At 69.8% G+C, this 15,674-nt stretch carries 14 protein-coding genes; 1 reads left to right on the top strand and 13 read right to left on the bottom strand.

Annotated elements, in window-relative coordinates; genetic code table 11:
* Positions 1-72 precede the first annotated feature (72 nt).
* The 13 genes from ACYVD5_RS04910 to ACYVD5_RS04850 form a co-directional block, all read right to left on the bottom strand.
* Entirely contained in the window at positions 73-483 is a 411-nt protein-coding gene (locus ACYVD5_RS04910) for a DUF397 domain-containing protein (RefSeq protein ID WP_460999690.1), read from the bottom strand.
* A gap of 59 nt (positions 484-542) precedes the next feature.
* Positions 543-1,355 carry a twin-arginine translocase subunit TatC gene (gene tatC / locus ACYVD5_RS04905; protein ID WP_460999689.1) on the bottom strand — a complete coding sequence of 271 codons (813 nt, stop codon included), beginning with the start codon at positions 1,353-1,355 and terminating at the stop codon, positions 543-545.
* A 142-nt stretch (positions 1,356-1,497) separates the two neighbouring features.
* Positions 1,498-1,839: a Sec-independent protein translocase subunit TatA gene (gene tatA / locus ACYVD5_RS04900; protein WP_460999688.1), complete on the bottom strand. Its 342-nt coding sequence runs from the start codon at positions 1,837-1,839 to the stop codon at positions 1,498-1,500.
* A gap of 62 nt (positions 1,840-1,901) precedes the next feature.
* Positions 1,902-2,090 (bottom strand): hypothetical protein, encoded by a 189-nt coding sequence (locus tag ACYVD5_RS04895; protein WP_460999687.1) that lies wholly within the window; start codon positions 2,088-2,090, stop codon positions 1,902-1,904.
* Positions 2,091-2,371: 281 nt separating this feature from the next.
* Complete coding sequence (locus ACYVD5_RS04890) at positions 2,372-4,450, bottom strand: helix-turn-helix transcriptional regulator (protein ID WP_460999686.1); 2,079 nt, start codon at positions 4,448-4,450, stop codon at positions 2,372-2,374.
* A 236-nt stretch (positions 4,451-4,686) separates the two neighbouring features.
* Positions 4,687-5,796 carry an FKBP-type peptidyl-prolyl cis-trans isomerase gene (locus ACYVD5_RS04885; protein WP_460999685.1) on the bottom strand — a complete coding sequence of 370 codons (1,110 nt, stop codon included), beginning with the start codon at positions 5,794-5,796 and terminating at the stop codon, positions 4,687-4,689.
* A gap of 206 nt (positions 5,797-6,002) precedes the next feature.
* On the bottom strand, positions 6,003-7,361 hold the full coding sequence (gene pafA, locus ACYVD5_RS04880) for a Pup--protein ligase (protein ID WP_460999684.1): 1,359 nt from the start codon (positions 7,359-7,361) through the stop codon (positions 6,003-6,005).
* Positions 7,362-7,538: 177 nt separating this feature from the next.
* Positions 7,539-8,360 carry a proteasome subunit alpha gene (prcA, locus tag ACYVD5_RS04875; protein WP_460999717.1) on the bottom strand — a complete coding sequence of 274 codons (822 nt, stop codon included), beginning with the start codon at positions 8,358-8,360 and terminating at the stop codon, positions 7,539-7,541.
* Between the two features lie 46 nt (positions 8,361-8,406).
* Positions 8,407-9,255: a proteasome subunit beta gene (gene prcB, locus ACYVD5_RS04870; protein WP_460999683.1), complete on the bottom strand. Its 849-nt coding sequence runs from the start codon at positions 9,253-9,255 to the stop codon at positions 8,407-8,409.
* Positions 9,256-9,487: 232 nt separating this feature from the next.
* Positions 9,488-9,691, bottom strand: coding sequence for a ubiquitin-like protein Pup (locus tag ACYVD5_RS04865; protein ID WP_460999682.1), 204 nt, complete (start codon positions 9,689-9,691; stop codon positions 9,488-9,490).
* Between the two features lie 199 nt (positions 9,692-9,890).
* The gene (dop, locus tag ACYVD5_RS04860) at positions 9,891-11,411 is read right to left on the bottom strand and encodes a depupylase/deamidase Dop (protein ID WP_460999681.1); all 1,521 of its coding nucleotides are present in this window, start codon (positions 11,409-11,411) and stop codon (positions 9,891-9,893) included.
* 272 nt (positions 11,412-11,683) lie between these two features.
* Positions 11,684-13,453 carry a proteasome ATPase gene (gene arc / locus ACYVD5_RS04855; RefSeq protein WP_460999680.1) on the bottom strand — a complete coding sequence of 590 codons (1,770 nt, stop codon included), beginning with the start codon at positions 13,451-13,453 and terminating at the stop codon, positions 11,684-11,686.
* 165 nt (positions 13,454-13,618) lie between these two features.
* Positions 13,619-14,647, bottom strand: a complete 1,029-nt coding sequence (locus ACYVD5_RS04850; protein ID WP_460999679.1) for a tRNA (adenine-N1)-methyltransferase — start codon at positions 14,645-14,647, stop codon at positions 13,619-13,621.
* Between the two features lie 196 nt (positions 14,648-14,843).
* Between ACYVD5_RS04850 and ppgK the strand changes: the two genes are divergently transcribed.
* Positions 14,844-15,647, top strand: coding sequence for a polyphosphate--glucose phosphotransferase (ppgK, locus tag ACYVD5_RS04845; RefSeq protein ID WP_460999678.1), 804 nt, complete (start codon positions 14,844-14,846; stop codon positions 15,645-15,647).
* Positions 15,648-15,674 lie beyond the last annotated feature (27 nt).

Raw genomic sequence — 15,674 nt, 5'->3', positions numbered from 1 at the left:
GAGGCGCACGCGGCGCGGAGCGGCGCTGCAGGCCCCACCCGGCCGGGACTCCGGCGCGGCCGTGCGGGCCGATCAGCTCCGGGCACCGCCGTCGTGGTCGGCCGGGTCGGTCTGATCGGCCTCGGCCTGGGAGGGGTCGGTGCCCGGGACGGACGCCACCGCGGTGACCGGGACCTCGCCGCGCTGGATGGCAGCCTCTTCGGCGGTGAGGTACTCCTCGGGGATGTCGAACTCGCCGTCCTTGGCGCCCAGCACGAACGCGTCCCACTCGGCGGGGGTGAAGAACAGGGTGCCCTTCTCAGGGTGTTTCCCGTCGCGAACGGCGCGGTAGCCGTCGTCGAACTTGGCCACCTCGACTATGGCCGCGGAGTCCTCGCGCGAGAGTGAGGACCGCTTCCACACCGCATCGGTGGTGTCGTGCCACTTGGCGTTGCCCTGGGCCTCGGGCGGCAGGTCCCGGGGGGTACCGGTGGCGTCGTCCATCTGGTTGCTCCTCGGCGGCGTCGATCGGATTCCGCTGATCGCGGCTGGCGTATCCGAGACTAGCGCTTCGGTCCGGAGTCGGGCACGGACTCCGCATCATCCAGTGGAGAGATCTCGTCGTCGCTGAGCCCGGCCAGGTGGTCGCCGCGGCGCAGGCGCCGGTCGTTGATGAAGCAGAACAGTTCGGCGGCCTCGAACAGCACGATCAGCGGGATGGCCAGTGCCAGCATCGACAGCGGCTCGGCGGGGGTGACCACCGCGGACAGCACGAAGACGCCGAAGAGGATGACGCGGCGGGAGCGGGCCAGTGCCTCGTGGGTGACCACGCCCATCAGGTTGAGCAGCGCCACCAGCAGCGGGGCCACGAACCCCAATCCGAACACCAGCATCATCAGGGTCATGTAACCCAGGTAGTTGGTGATGGTGATCATCGGGACCGTGCCGTCGGGGGCGAAACCGAAGAGCACCGCCATCGCCAGCGCGGTGATGTAGTAGGCCAGCGCCGAGCCCGCTACGAACAGGATCGCCGCCAGCGGCACGAACACGTAGGTGTAGCGCTTTTCGCGGCCGTTGAGGGCCGGGGCGATGAACGCCCACAGCTGGTAGAGCCAGAAGGGACTGGCGACCACGAGGCCGACCATCACCCACACCCGGAAGGCCACGAAGAACGCGTCGAAGACCCCGGTGAAAATGAGTTCGCAGCCCTGGCCGGTATCGCCGCGCTGTTCGGCCGGCAGCGAGCAGTAGGGCTCCTTGAGCCAGGCCCACACCGGGTCGTAGATGAGGTAGCCGACCACGGTGCCCAGCGCGAGGAACAACAGCGCCTTGACCAGCCGGTTGCGCAATTCGCGCAAGTGGTCCATCAGCGGCATGCGGCCCTCAGGGTCCCGTGTCCGCCGCCGTGCCCGACCCACCTGCATCGCCCGCTACGCTCCTCGAACCTGACCGAATGCCACACCGGCGCGCCCGTGCGCGCCGGCCGCTGGGCCGCCGGGGGCGGCGGCCCGCACCACCCTAGCCGCCGAAGCCGCGGCGGACCGGTTCACCGTTTTCGTTGACGACCTGCCGGCCGGCCGGAAGTTCCGGGTAGCCCTGGTGGCCGTTCTGCGCAGGCTGCTGCTGTGCGGTTTCGGCACCGGCCTGGGGCGCGGGGTCGCTTTGCTGGGTCTTCGCCTGGTTCTGGTCCTGCTTTTCGGCCGCTTCGGCCTGTTCCTCATCGGTCAGACCCTTGGTCTCGGACTTGAGGATCCGGGCGCTGCGGCCGAGGGACCGCGCCAGGTCGGGCAGCCGGCGCGCGCCGAACAGCACCAATGCGATGAGCAGCAGAATGAGCAAAGTACGGGCATCGAAACCCATGTCTCAACCTCTTTTCCCGGCGCTACCTGCGCCATCGATGGTACGCCCCGCCGGCATGGGAGTCATGGGGCGTCCACCCGCCCGCGCCCGCTGTGGGCGCGCAGCCTGTCGTATGCCGGTTCGACCTGGTCGCGGGTCCGCGCAAGCTGGTCCTCGAGCCAGCGCAGCCGGGACAGCATCCGCAGGGCAAGGATGCCCACGCAGAGGAACCCGGCGAGGACCGGCACGGCCAACACAGCGAACACGAACACCGCCCCAGCTTACCGCCTATGCTCCGCGATGGGGATGGACGCGGGATGAATCGGGATGATCGACCATACGAATCGCGCAACCGCCCGGCAGCTCAGCGGTGCCGGCGCCCGCGGCAACGGCGGTGCTGACGCCGGATCGCTCGGATCGCTCCGATCACCGGGAGCCCGCAAAACCCGCGGAACGACCGGATCAACCCGCGGATCGCCAGGCACTCTCGGCTGGCCGGGATATCCCGGATCGGAGCGGGCCGGGCGGCGAGGCCGGCGGTCCGGTAAGAGGGTCATTCACCGGAGTCGTAGACCGACAGGGCCCGCCGCGCGTCCTCGCGGACGCGCTCGGCGAGTTCGATCGGCGCGACCACACGCGCCTGAGTGCCCAGCCGCAGCGCCAGCCGGCACACCCATTCGGGCGCCGGCGTGCGCAGCACCACCCGCACGCGGCCGCCCGGAAGTTCGCGCACCGAGGAGCACAGGTACTCCTCGGTGACCCAGCGCGCCTGCGGGTCCAGATCCAGAGTGACGCGGGCGTCGTCGGCCGAGAGCTGCAGCACCCCCGCGCTGAGGTCGCGGCGCCGGGCGCGGGCGGGTACCTCGGCGGGCTCGGGCAGCACGGTGAGGTCGAGCACGCGGTCCAGCCGGAACAGCCGGACGTCGCCGCGCAGGCGGCACCAGGCCTCAAGGAAGGCGTGGCCGTCGTGGACCACCAGGCCCATCGGATCGACGTCGCGCTCGGTGACCTCGTCGACGTAGCCCGACAGGTAGCGCAGGTGCAGCAGTTGGCCGGCGCGCAGCGCTTCGTCGCAGCGCCGCTGGACCCCGCGCACCTCGTCGCTCTGTTCGATGCGCACCCCCACGGCACCTGCCAGGCGCTCCAGCGGGTCGGGGCCGTGGTCGGGATCGGGGCCGCCGGGCGCCCCGGCGGACTCGCCAGGCGCGCCGGCGGGCGCCACCGCGGCCGCGCGCAGTTTCTCGCCGACGCGTTTGAGCGCTTCGCTATCGGCCACTCCGGGCAGTTCGCCCAGCAATTCGATGCCGATGACCAGGCTCGCGGCCTCGTCGGCGGTCAGTCGCAGCGGCTGGGCGAGGGTATCGGCGTTGCCGATGATGATTTCGCCGGTGACCTCGGCGGCCTCCAGGTCGACGTCGATGAGGTCGCCGGGCGTGTAGCCGGGCAGCCCGCACATCCACAGCAGGCTGAGGTCCTTGAGCACCTGGCGCTGGCTGAGCCCGAAGTGGGCGGCGACCTCGGGTACCCGGACGTCGTGGCTGAGTGCGTAGGGCACCAGCATCAGCAGCCGGCGCAACTGTTCGGAGGAGGCGGTCTGGCGCCGGGCGGCAGCGGCGGGAACGGGTTCGGCGGCGGTTTCGGCCGCGGCCTCGGGGTCGGGGTCGCGGGCGGCGAGCTCGGCCAAGTGGGCGGCCACGGCATCGCGGGCTTCGGCGGGTGCCTCGAGCACCGCGCGGTCGCCGAACCTGGCCACGGCGCCCACGAGGTCGGCGACGTCGGTATAGGGGAGGTCGATGCGGTCCCAGCGCCGGCCGTCGGCGGTGTGTTCGGCGGCCACGATGCGCAGTGCGCCGCGCCGCAGTTCGTGCCCTGAATCGGCGCGCACCCGCACCCGGGCGATGCCCTGGGGTTCGCCGCGGCGGCCGCGCCGCACGATCGAGCGCAGATCAATGCCGTCGGGGACCTCGACGGGCGGGCCGCCGGCGGCGACCTCGACCTCGCCCGCGATCCGGCCCAGCCGGAACACCCGCTGGGCGCGGCGGTCGCGGTCGAAGCCGGCGACGTACCAGTGGCCCTGGACGTTGACCACGCCCCAGGGTTCCAGGCGGCGGCGGGCGGGGGAATCGTCGCCCGGCTTGCGGTAGTCGAAGGCGACCGGGCGGCGGTCGCGTACCGCCTGCCAGATGGGCAGGAACGCCGGCTCGTCGGTGCCCAGCACCGGGGTGAGGGCGGGTGCGGCATCGGTGTCGACGGGCACCCCGGCGGCACGCAGCTTGAGCAGGGCGTTGGCGGCGGCATCGCCCAGTGCGGCGTGGCGCCAGGCGCGCGCGGCCAGGCCCAGCACGGCGGCTTCGTCGGCGAGGAGTTCGATCTCCGGGAGTTCGTAGTGGGACCGCAGGATGCGGTAGCCCTCTTCGTCGCTCCACAGGTCGCCGCCGCCGGTCTCGATGGGGATACCGGACTGGCGAAGTTCGCGTTTGTCGCGCTCGAACATCCGCTTGAAGGCGGCGTCGCCGTCGGCTTCTTCGTAGCCGGCGACCATCGAGCGGATTTCGCGCGCGGTCAGGAAACGCCGCGTGGCAAGCAGGCAGATCACCAGGTTGAGCTGGCGTTCGGTCTTTTTCCGCGACATGGGCCTTCCCCCTCCCGCCGTCCGCGTGCCGGGGCCGCGGATCTTCCAGCCCTGACCGTACCGTGCCGGAGGCCCTCCGGTGACGTTGTGCACAAGCGGCGGCGGTGCTCGCCGCCGCCCGGGCGGGTGTTCCGGCCGGGGCCCGGCCGTGCCGCGGCGGGGCCGCACCGGCGGCGCCCGGCGCATCGAAGCGCCGGGCGCCCGCGCGTGCGGCCGCTCCTCAGCGGTGCGGCGGGCTACTCGCCGCCCGAACCGCCGTCGCCGCCGGAGCCGCCATCGCCGCCGCCGTCACCGGAACCGCTGTCACCGTTGCCGCCGCCGTCACCGCCGTCGCCGGAGGCCTCCTCGGTGGGGGCGCCGTCGACCGCGTCGAGCACGTCGACCACGAACACCAGCGTGCCCTTGGGCGCGTCCTGCTCGGGGTTCTTGCCGTAGGCCTTCTCCGGCGGGATGACCAGCAGCATGCGGCTGCCGACCTTCTCGCCGACCAGCCCTTCGTCCCAGCCCTCGATGACCTGGCCGTCGCCGATGATGATGGGGGTGGGCACGCCCTCGGCGCCCTCGCGGGTCCACGTGGCGTCGAAGACCTCGCCGTTGTCCCACCGCATGCCGGTGTACTGCACGACCAGCTGCTGGCCGGCCTTGATCTCGGGCCCGGTGCCCTCGATGAGGGTCTCGGTCTCGACCTCCTCGGGAGGTTCGGTGTCCTTGGGGATCGTGATGTCGGGCTGCTCGTGGCCTTCCTGCTTGACGGTGGGCAGGTCGCCGCCGCCGTTGGAGGTCTGCTCGCCGGGTACGGCCTCGGCCTTGCCGTAGCGGTCGCGGATGTCGAATACGAGCAGGGTGCCGCCGGCCGGAGGCGAGGGCTGGCCCATCTGCTGAGCCTGGGCGGGGTCCTGGGGCGGCAGGGCGAAGACCATCCGGGTGCCCACGGGCTGGTTGGCCATGGCCCCCGACATGTCCTCGCTGAGCTGGCTGAGGCCGAGCACAGCGGGCGCGCCGTCGTCGTAGGTGGACTGCTTCTTTTTGGCCTTGCCCTTAGCGGTCCACTGGTACTCCACGACGTCGGATTGGATGACGTCGTCGGTGCGGATCAGCTCGTTCTCGCCATCGCCTTTCTCGACGACGCCGGAGGTCTGCTCATCAAGCGGGGCCTTGCCGCTGAAGTCGACCTTGGGCTCCTTGCCGAACTTTCCGGTCACCTCCGGCAGCCGGTCGTCGAGCTCCTCTTCGCCCGTTTGCAAGAAGGCGGGGGTGCGCCAGTCCTCGGGGATGGAGCTGCAGCTCGTCGCCGCGAGCAGCACAGCACAGAACGGCACCGCGATGGCGGCGGCACGCAGTCGCATAGGTCACTACCTCAAATATCCGGCTCGGGTCCCCGACACAATATCGAAGGGCCCATAGTGCCCTGGCGGGGTGAAAGAAGCGTAAGACGCGCGGCAGTACGGCGGCATCGCGATTCCTGCGCGCGTGCTTGCGGTGCAGCACCGCGGCGGGTTCGGCGGCTTCTGCACCGCCGATACCGCCCCGGAAATCCGTCCGGAAACCCTTCCTACATGCCGGCGATGAGCTTCTCGACGCGTTCGTCGACGGCCTTGAAGGGATCCTTGCACAACACCGTACGCTGCGCCTGATCGTTGAGCTTGAGATGGACCCAGTCGACCGTGAAGTCGCGCCGTTTCTCCTGCGCCTTGCGGATGAACTCGCCGCGCAGCTTGGCCCGCGTGGTCTGCGGCGGCACCGACTTGGCCTCGAAGATCTGCAGGTCGCCGATCACCCGGTCCATCTGCCCCTTGCGCTGCATCAGGTAGAACAACCCGCGGTCGCGGTAGATGTCGTGGTAGGTGAGGTCGAGCTGGGCAACCCGCGGCGACGACAGCGACAGGCCGTGCTTCTCGCGGTAGCGCTCCAGCAGCTGGTACTTGGCCACCCAGTCGATCTCGCGCGATACCAGGTCGAGGTTCTGGGTCTCGACCGCCTCCAGCGTGCGGGCCCACAGTTCCAGCACCCGTTTGCCGGTGGCGTCGGTGCCGTTGCGGTCGACGAAGTTCTGCACCTTCTCCAGATACTCGCGCTGGATCTCCAGTGCGCTGGCTTCGCGGCCGTTGGCCAGGCGGACCTTGCGCCGACCGGTCATGTCGTGGCTGACCTCGCGGATGGCGCGGATGGGGTTCTCGAGCGTGAAGTCGCGCATCACCACGCCGGTCTCGACCATGCGCAGCACCAGGTCGGTCGAGGCCAGTTTGAGCAGGGTGGTGACCTCGCTCATGTTGGAGTCGCCCACGATGACGTGCAGGCGGCGGAACCGCTCGGCGTCGGCGTGCGGTTCGTCGCGGGTGTTGATTATGGGCCGCGAACGGGTGGTGGCCGAAGAGACGCCTTCCCAGATGTGCTCGGCGCGCTGGCTGACGCAGTACAGCGCGCCCCGGGGGGTCTGCAGCACCTTGCCCGCGCCGCAGATGATCTGGCGCGTGACCAGGAAGGGGATGAGGATGTCGGCCAGCCGGCCGAACTCGCCGTGCCGGCCCACCAGGTAGTTCTCGTGGCAGCCGTAGGAGTTGCCGGCGGAGTCGGTGTTGTTCTTGAACAGGTAGATCTCGCCGGCTATGCCCTCTTCGTGCAGCCGCTGTTCGGCGTCGACCTGCAGGCCTTCCAGGATCCGCTCGCCGGCCTTGTCGTGGGCGACGAGGTCGGCGAGGCTGTCGCACTCCGGTGTGGCGTACTCGGGGTGGCTGCCCACGTCCAGGTACAGGCGCGCGCCGTTGCGCAGGAAGACGTTGCTGCTGCGCCCCCAGGAGACCACGCGGCGGAACAGGTAACGCGCCACCTCGTCGGGCGAGAGCCGCCGCTGGCCCCGGAAGGTGCAGGTGACGCCGTATTCGTTCTCAAGACCGAAGATGCGACGTTCCATGTGGCCTCACCCAATCCCGTCCGTGGTCGCCGCTTCCGGCCCGTGCCGGAGCGCTGCAACGACTCCCAGCCTATTTATCGGCAGCTTGTTGGCCACAGAAACCCCGGCGGGCGCGGACCCGCCGCCCGGCGCCGCCAAGGTGCCGGAGCCGGTGGACCGCGCCCGCCGATGCCGTGGTCAGGAGCCGTTCTGCCCGCCGTCGGAGCCGCTGCCCGACGGCCGTTCCGGTGAACCCGACGAATCCGAGGAATCCGCAGAGTCCGCGGAATCTGCGGAGTCCGCTGCCTGCTCGGTGCCGCCGGTGCCGGAGCCGCGGCTTTCGATCAGTGCGCTGAGCCGGTCGCCGGCGATGCGCCGGAACTTGCGGTGCTCGCGGCGCTCGCGTTCGAGCACGGCCACCTCCAGCCCGGAAGCGTCGAGGTCGCGCTCTTCGCCGTTCTCGTGGCGCAGGGCGTGCATGGCGGCGTTGAGCGCATCGCCCAGGGACGCATCCTTGTCGAAGCGCTCCTTGAGAGCGGTGCTGACCTGCTCGGCCGAACCGCCCATGGCCAAGAAGCCCTGCTCGTCGACCACCGAGCCGTCGTAGGTGATGCGGTAGATCTGGTCGGCCGCGGCGTCCTCGCCCACCTCGGCGACGACGATCTCGACCTCCCAGGGCTTGTTGCTCTCGCTGAAGACGGTGCCCAGGGTCTGGGCGTAGATGTTGGCCAGCACCCGCCCGCTCACGTCGCTGCGGTCGTATTGGTAGCCGCGCACGTCGGCCATGCGCACGCCCATCTGGCGCAGGTTCTCGAACTCGTTGTAACGGCCCACCGCCGCGAAGGCGATCCGGTCGTAGAGCTCGCTGATCTTGTGCAGGGTACGGGAGATGTTGTCGGCCACGAACAGGATGCCGCCGTCGTACTGCAGGACGACGGCGCTTCGGCCGCGCGCGATGCCCTTGCGCGCATAGTCGGCCTTGTCCTTCATGCTCTGTTCGGGCGAAACGTAGAACGGCATCGACACCGCGAATCGTTCCTTTGCTACAGATCGTCGGGGCGGGGGCTCAGCGCAGCGGTGCCCGTGGGCCGTCCGGCCGGTCGGCGCGCTCCTCGACCACCCTGGTGGACAGGGCGGCGATGTCCTCGGACGCCATGCGGCGGTGGCCGTCGGCGGTGATGACATCGACCAGCGGATAGATCTTGCGGTGCAGGTCGGGGCCGCCGGTGGCGGAGTCGTCGTCGGCGGCGTCGTACAGGGCCTGGATCGCGACGGTCGCCGCGTCCTCCTCGGAGAGGTCGGCGGCGAACAGCTTCTTCAGCGCGCCGCGGGCATAGACCGATCCCGACCCGATCGAGTGGTAGTCGTGCTCTTCGTAGCGCCCGCCCACGGGGTCGTAGCTGAAGATGCGGCCCTGGCCGAGGTCCTGGTCGTAGCCCACCAGCAGCGGCACCACCACGAACCCTTGCAGCGCCATGGCGAGGTTGCCGCGGATCATCGTGGCCAGCCGGTTGGCCTTGCCGACCAGGGAGAGCGAGCGCCCTTCCATCTTCTCGTAGTGCTCCAGCTCCACCTGGAACAGTTTGGCCAGCTCGATGCCGATGCCCGCCGCACCGGCGATGGCCATCGCCGAGAATTCGTCGGTGCGGTAGAGCTTGTCCATGTCGCGGTTGGCGATCACGTTGCCGGAGGTTGCCCGGCGGTCGCCCGCGAGCACCACACCGCCGGGAAAAGCCAGGGTGACGATCGTGGTGGCTTCAGGGGTCAGGTGCGATGCCGAGACGCCCTGCGGAAGCTCCCGGTTGGTCGGCAGCAGGTCGGGGGCCACCGTGCCGACCAGCTCGGTGAATGAGGAGGTTCCCGGATTCATGAACGCGGCTGGAAGCTGTCCGCCGCCGTCGAACGCTTCGGACACTCGACTCCCTTCAGATGGCGTCCCGCCCGGTGGGGGCGGGCGGGACGCGTGAGGTTGTTCGGTTGGCACGTACCGACGACCCTAGTGACCGCCGTGGAGGACGGTGCACCAGCGTGCCGGACTCCGCTGAGAGCGAACCGGCCGGACCCGGCGCCTGCGGACGCAGACGCCTTGGGCCCGGCTCAGTTGCGCATCGGCGCGTGCGGCCGGGCGGCGCGGCCCGGCCGCCGGATCACTGGCCGCCCTTCTGCACGAACTGCCGCACGAAGTCTTCGCTGTTGCTCTCAAGAACGTCGTCGATCTCGTCGAGGATGTCGTCGACGTCCTCGTCCAACTTCTCGTTGCGCTCCTGCGCCTCGGTGCCGGCCTCGGTCTCCTCGACGTCTTCCTCGCGGCGGCTGCCGTGCTTCTGGCCGCCGGTGTCCTTCGTCGCCATGGATGCAACCTCCTCAATGGAGCTTTCGCCCTTATCTTGGCCCAAGCCGGGGCACCTCAACCATGATCGCGGCACCCGTTGTCAGCGCGTTGGCCGTGCGCGTGCGCACACCCGCCCTGTAACCCCGCCAACGACGCCCCCGCGGCCCCGATTCCCGCTCCGGTAGGCGGCGGCGCCGGGGCGGCCCGGCACGCGGGGTTCAGCGGCGGTCCCCGGTCAGCACCGAGACCAGGTCGGCCGCAGTGGCCGAACGGTCCAGCAGGCCGCCGACGTGTTCGCGGGTGCCGCGCAGCGGCTCCAGGGTCGGCACGCGCTGCAGCGAGTCGTGGCCGGGCAGGTCGAAGATGACCGAGTCCCACGATGCCGCCGCCACCGAGTCGGCGTACTTGGCCAGGCACCGGCCGCGGAAGTAGGCGCGGGTGTCCTCGGGCGGTTCGGTGATCGAACGTTCGACCTCGTCCTCCGTGAGCAGCTGCTGCATGCGCCCGCGCGCCACCAGGCGGTTGTACAGCCCCTTGTCGGGGCGGACGTCGGAGTACTGCAGGTCGACGAGCTGGAGGCGGTGGTGGCCCCAGTCGATGTTGTCGCGGCTGCGGTAGCCCTCCAGCAGCTTGAGCTTGGCGACCCAATCCAGTTCCTCGGCCAGATCCATGGGGTCGTCGGCCAGGCGGTCCAGCACGGACTCCCAGCGGTCGAGGATGTCGGCGGTATCGGCGTCGAGATCGGGTCCGAACCGGTTCTGGACGTATTTGCGGGCCAGTTCCAGATACTCGCGCTGCAGCTCCAGGGCGGTCATGCGGCGGCCGTCGCGCAGGCGCGCGGCGTGGGTGAGCCCTGGATCGTGGGAGAACTCCCGCAGGTCGGCCACCGGGGTCTCCAGCGACAGGTCGACGTTGAGGAAGCCGTCCTCGACCATGGCCAGCACGATCGCGGTGGTGCCGGCCTTGAGGTAGGTCGAGATCTCGCTCATGTTGGCGTCGCCGATGATGACGTGCAGCCGCCGGTACTTGTCGGGGTCGGCGTGGGGCTCGTCGCGGGTGTTGATGATGGGCCGTTTCAAGGTGGTCTCCAGGCCCACCTCGACCTCGAAGAAGTCGGCCCGCTGGCTGATCTGGAAACCGCTGTCGCGCCCGTCGGCGCCGATGCCCACGCGGCCGGCACCGCACACCACCTGGCGCGAGACGAAGAAGGGGATGAGGTGGCGGACGATGTCGCCGAACGGTGTGGAGCGGCGCATCAGGTAGTTCTCGTGGCAGCCGTAGGAGGCGCCCTTGTTGTCGGTGTTGTTCTTGTAGAGCTGGATGGGTTCGATCCCGGGGATGCCGCCGGCGCGGCGGCAGGCGTCGGCCATCACGCGTTCGCCCGCTTTGTCCCACAGCACCGCGTCGCGGGGGTTGGTGACCTCCGGCGCGGAGTACTCGGGGTGGGCGTGGTCGACGTAGAGCCGGGCTCCGTTGGTCAGGATGACGTTGGCCAGCCCGAGGTCCTCATCGGTGAGCTGGGTGGGGTCTGCGACCTCGCGGGCGAGGTCGAAACCGCGCGCGTCGCGCAGCGGGTTCTCCTCCTCGAAGTCCCAGCGGGCTTTGCGGGCGCGGGCGGCCGAGGCCGCCAGGTAGGCGTTGACCACCTGCGTGGAGGTCACCATCGCGTTGGCACCGGGGTTCCCGGGCACGGAGATGCCGTACTCGGTCTCGATGCCCATAATCCGCTGCACACTCATGGTGGAAGGTTATCCACCGTTGGGGGGTCTTGAACTCGCTCCGGCGAATTGTGGTGCAACAGCCACCGATTTCCGGTCTTGGCCGCGGGTGTTGCCGAGGCGCGGCACGAATCCGGTGCGGGCGCTGCAGGGCGCTGCGCAGCCGGCGGCCGAGGGGGCCGCGCCGGCGGATGGCGGAAACGACCGGCTGCGGGGCGCGGCCGGCGGCCGGGCACGGAGGCGCCTCAGGGGCCGCCCGCGCGGGCGGCCCCTGAGATTGCGGTGCCTGCCGGCTACAGGTACTGGCCGGTGTTGGCCACGGTGTCGATGGAGCGGCCGGAGTCGGCGCCCTTCTTGCCGGAGACCAGGGTGCGGATGTAAACGATCCGCTCGCCCTTCTTACCGGAGATCCGGGCCCAGTCGTCGGGGTTGGTGGTGTTGGGCAGGTCTTCGTTCTCGCTGAACTCGTCGACGCAGGCCTGCATCAGGTGGGACACGCGGATGCCGCGCGCCTGGTTGTCGATGTAGTCCTTGATGGCCATCTTCTTGGCGCGGTCGACGATGTTCTGGATCATCGCCCCGGAGTTGAAGTCCTTGAAGTAGAGGACGTCCTTGTCGCCGTTGGCGTAGGTGACCTCAAGGAACCTGTTCTCCTCGCTCTCGGAGTACATCCGCTCGACGACGCGCTGGATCATGGCGTCGACGGTGGCCCGGCTGGAGCCGCCGTGTTCGGCGAGGTCCTCCTCGTGCAGGGGCAGTTCGTCGGTGATGTACTTCGAGAAGATGTCGCGGGCGGCCTCGGCGTCGGGGCGCTCGATCTTGATCTTGACGTCGAGGCGGCCGGGACGCAGGATCGCCGGGTCGATCATGTCCTCGCGGTTGGAGGCGCCGATCACGATGACGTTCTCCAGCCCCTCGACACCGTCGATCTCGCTGAGGAGCTGGGGGACGATGGTGTTTTCGACGTCGCTGGAGACCCCGGAACCGCGGGTGCGGAAGATGGAGTCCATTTCGTCGAAGAACACGATCACCGGTGTGCCTTCGCCGGCTTTCTCGCGGGCCCGCTGGAACACCAGGCGGATGTGCCGCTCGGTTTCGCCGACGTACTTGTTCAGCAGCTCGGGGCCCTTGATGTTCAGGAAGAAGCTTTTGCCGACATCGCGGCCGGTTTTCTCGGCGACCTGCTTGGCCAGGGAGTTGGCCACCGCCTTGGCGATGAGGGTCTTGCCGCATCCGGGCGGGCCGTAGAGCAGCACGCCCTTGGGCGGGCGCAGCTGGTGCTCGTAGAACAGGTTCTTGTGCAGGTAGGGCAGCTCGACCGCGTCGCGGATCATCTCGATCTGCCCGCCAAGACCGCCGATGTCGGCGTAGGCGATGTCGGGGACCTCTTCGAGGATGAGTTCCTCGACCTCGGACTTGGGGATGCGCTCGTAGATGTAGCCGGAGCGGGGCTCCAGCAGGAGCGAGTCGCCGGGGCGCACCGGCTGATCGCGCAGCGGTTCGGCGAGCCGGACGATCTTCTCTTCGTCGTGGTTGCTGATGACCAGGGCGCGGTCGTTGCCCTCAAGGAACTCCTTGAGCAGCACGACCTCGCCGACGGTTTCGTACGACTGCGACTCGACGACGTTGAACGCCTCGTTGAGCATGACCTCCTGGCCGGGCCGCAACTGGTCGGCGTCCACCGAAGGGCTGACGTTGACCCGCATCTTGCGGCCGTTGGTGAAGATCTCGACAGTCTCGTCTTCGCGTGCCTCCAAAAAGACGCCGAACCCCGACGGAGGCTGCGACAGCCGGTCGACCTCTTCCTTCAAGGCCGTGATCTGGTCGCGGGCCTCCTTCAAGGTCGCCACGAGGCGCTCGTTTTTGCCGTTCGCGGCGGCCAGGTTGGCCTGCGCCTCACGCAACCGGTCTTCGAGCAGCCGCACGTGGCGGGGGGAATCGGCGAGCTTGCGCCGGACTACGCTGAGCTCCTTCTCCAAGTAGGAGACCTGAGCAGTGAGTTCCGCAACTTCACGGTCGCGCTCGGTCTGACGCTCGTCGTCGCGCTCGGCCACGTCCGCCACCTCCCTATAAGAAGGACGACTACTGAAAACCCTACCTACCCATGGACTATTCCTAACCTCCAGGCAGCGGCGAGTGTCGTAGGACTCACTTTTCGATCTTGTGGATACCCGGGCTGTCCTGGTAATGGCAAAGTCAGCGTAACGCGAACGCCACTTTGCCGGCCTTCAGTCCTCGCCGGTACCCGTTTCGGGTCCTCCGGAATCGGGGGTGGTGTCGGTGGCATCGGGGGCGGTGCCGCCTGAGGCCGTGCCCGCGGTGTCCCCGGCATTGCGGCCCGTGTCCGCCGCACCGGCGCCCTGGCCGGAGCTTCCGGTGCGCGCGGCCTGCTCGCGCTGCCAGTCCTGGCCGTAGGCGCCCTTGGAGGGGCGCCGGCGGCGGTCGGGCGGGACGGCGCCGTCGGCCAGCCGCCGGGCCATCACCAGGAACCCGGTGTGGCCGATCATCCGGTGGTCGGGGCGCACGGCCAGCCCTTCGACGTGCCAGTCGCGCACCATGGTCTCGAAGGTGCGCGGCTCGTAGAAGGAGCCGTTTTCGCGCATCTCCTCCACAACGCGGGAGATCTGGGTCGTGGTGGCGACGTAGGCGCACACCAGCCCGCCGGGCACCAGCGCGCGGGAGGCGGCGTCCAGGCACTCCCAGGGCGCCAGCATGTCCAGTACCACCCGGTCGACATCGGTATCGGCGATGTCCTCGGCCAGGTCGCCCACTGTCAGCCGCCAGGCCGGGTGCTCGCGGCCGAAGTACCGCTGCACGTTGGTGCGGGCGATCTCGGCGAAGTCGGCGCGGCGCTCGTAGGAGGAGACCATCCCTTCCTCGCCCACGGCGCGCAGCAGCCAGCAGGTGAGCGCGCCGGAGCCGCCGCCCGCCTCGATGACCCGGGCCCCGGGGAAGATATCGGCCTGGGCCACGATCTGGGCGGCGTCCTTGGGGTAGACGATCGTGGCGCCGCGCTTCATGGACAGCGTGAAATCGGCCAGCAGCGGCCGGAGGGCTACATAGGCGGTGTTGGAGGTGGAGCGCACCACGCTGCCTTCGGGGCTGCCGATGAGCTCGTCGTGGTCCAGCCGCCCGCGGTGGGTGTGGAACGCCGCTCCCTCGCGCAGGGTGATGGTGTGCATCCGTCCCTTGGGGTCGGTCAGCTGCACGGTGTCGCCGTCGCCGAATGGGCCGCGGCGGCCATGGATGCCGGTCACAAGTACTCGTCTCTTCACGTTCGTCGGCGGGCAGCTGCCCACGTTAGCGGCCCGCGGGGCGTGCGGCGTAATCGCGCTGCGCGGGTTCTCCGGGCGCAGTGTGCGCAGCGCACCGGCCGGGCCGGCACAGGCGCCACAATGAGACTGCGGGCACACGCGGCCGTGTCCGCCAAGGCCGGGAAGGACGGAAATGAGAATGGCGCCCAGCACACCCGAGGTGGGTCTCGGGATCGACATCGGCGGCAGTGGGATCAAGGGAGCACCGGTCGACCTGAAGCGGGGGAGCTTCCTGGTCGACCGGCTCAAGACGACCACGCCCAAACCCTCCACCCCCGCCGCGGTGGCCGAAGTGGTCGCCGAGATGGCCGGTTCCTTCCCCGAGCACGTGTCCGGGTCGGCGCCGCTGGGGGTCACGTTCCCGGCGGTCATCCAGCACGGGGTCGCCCGCAGCGCAGCCAACGTCGACCCGTCCTGGGTCGGCACCGACGCCGAGAAACTGCTGTCGGATGCAACCGGCCGCCAGGTCTACGTGGTCAACGACGCCGACGCCGCGGCCGTGGGCGAGCACCGCTACGGGGCGGCGAGCGGTGTCCGCGGCGTGGTGCTGATGGCCACGCTCGGCACCGGAATCGGCACGGCGCTGCTGGTCGACGGGCACCTCGTGCCCAACACCGAGTTCGGGCACCTGGAGATCGACGGCTACGACGCCGAGACCCGGGCGGCCTCCAGCGTGCAGGACCGCGAAGGGCTCTCCTACGAGCGGTGGGCCCGCGAGCGGCTGCAGCGCTACTTCGACGAGGTGGAGCGGCTGCTGTGGCCCGACCTCATCGTGGTGGGCGGCGGTGTCAGCCGTGTGGCCGACGAGTTCCTGCCCTACCTGCGGTTGAACGCGCCCATCGTGCCCGCCGAACTGCGCAACACCGCCGGCATCGTGGGGGCGGCCTGCCTGGCGGTCGAGCGGTTCGGCCCGCCCGAGCCCGGCCCGGCCGAACAGGGCTGACCGCCCGGCGGGAAGTGTTCCGCCGCC

The sequence above is a fragment of the Streptomonospora sediminis genome, assembly GCF_054778995.1.
This window is presented reverse-complemented; position numbering and strand designations above follow the sequence as displayed.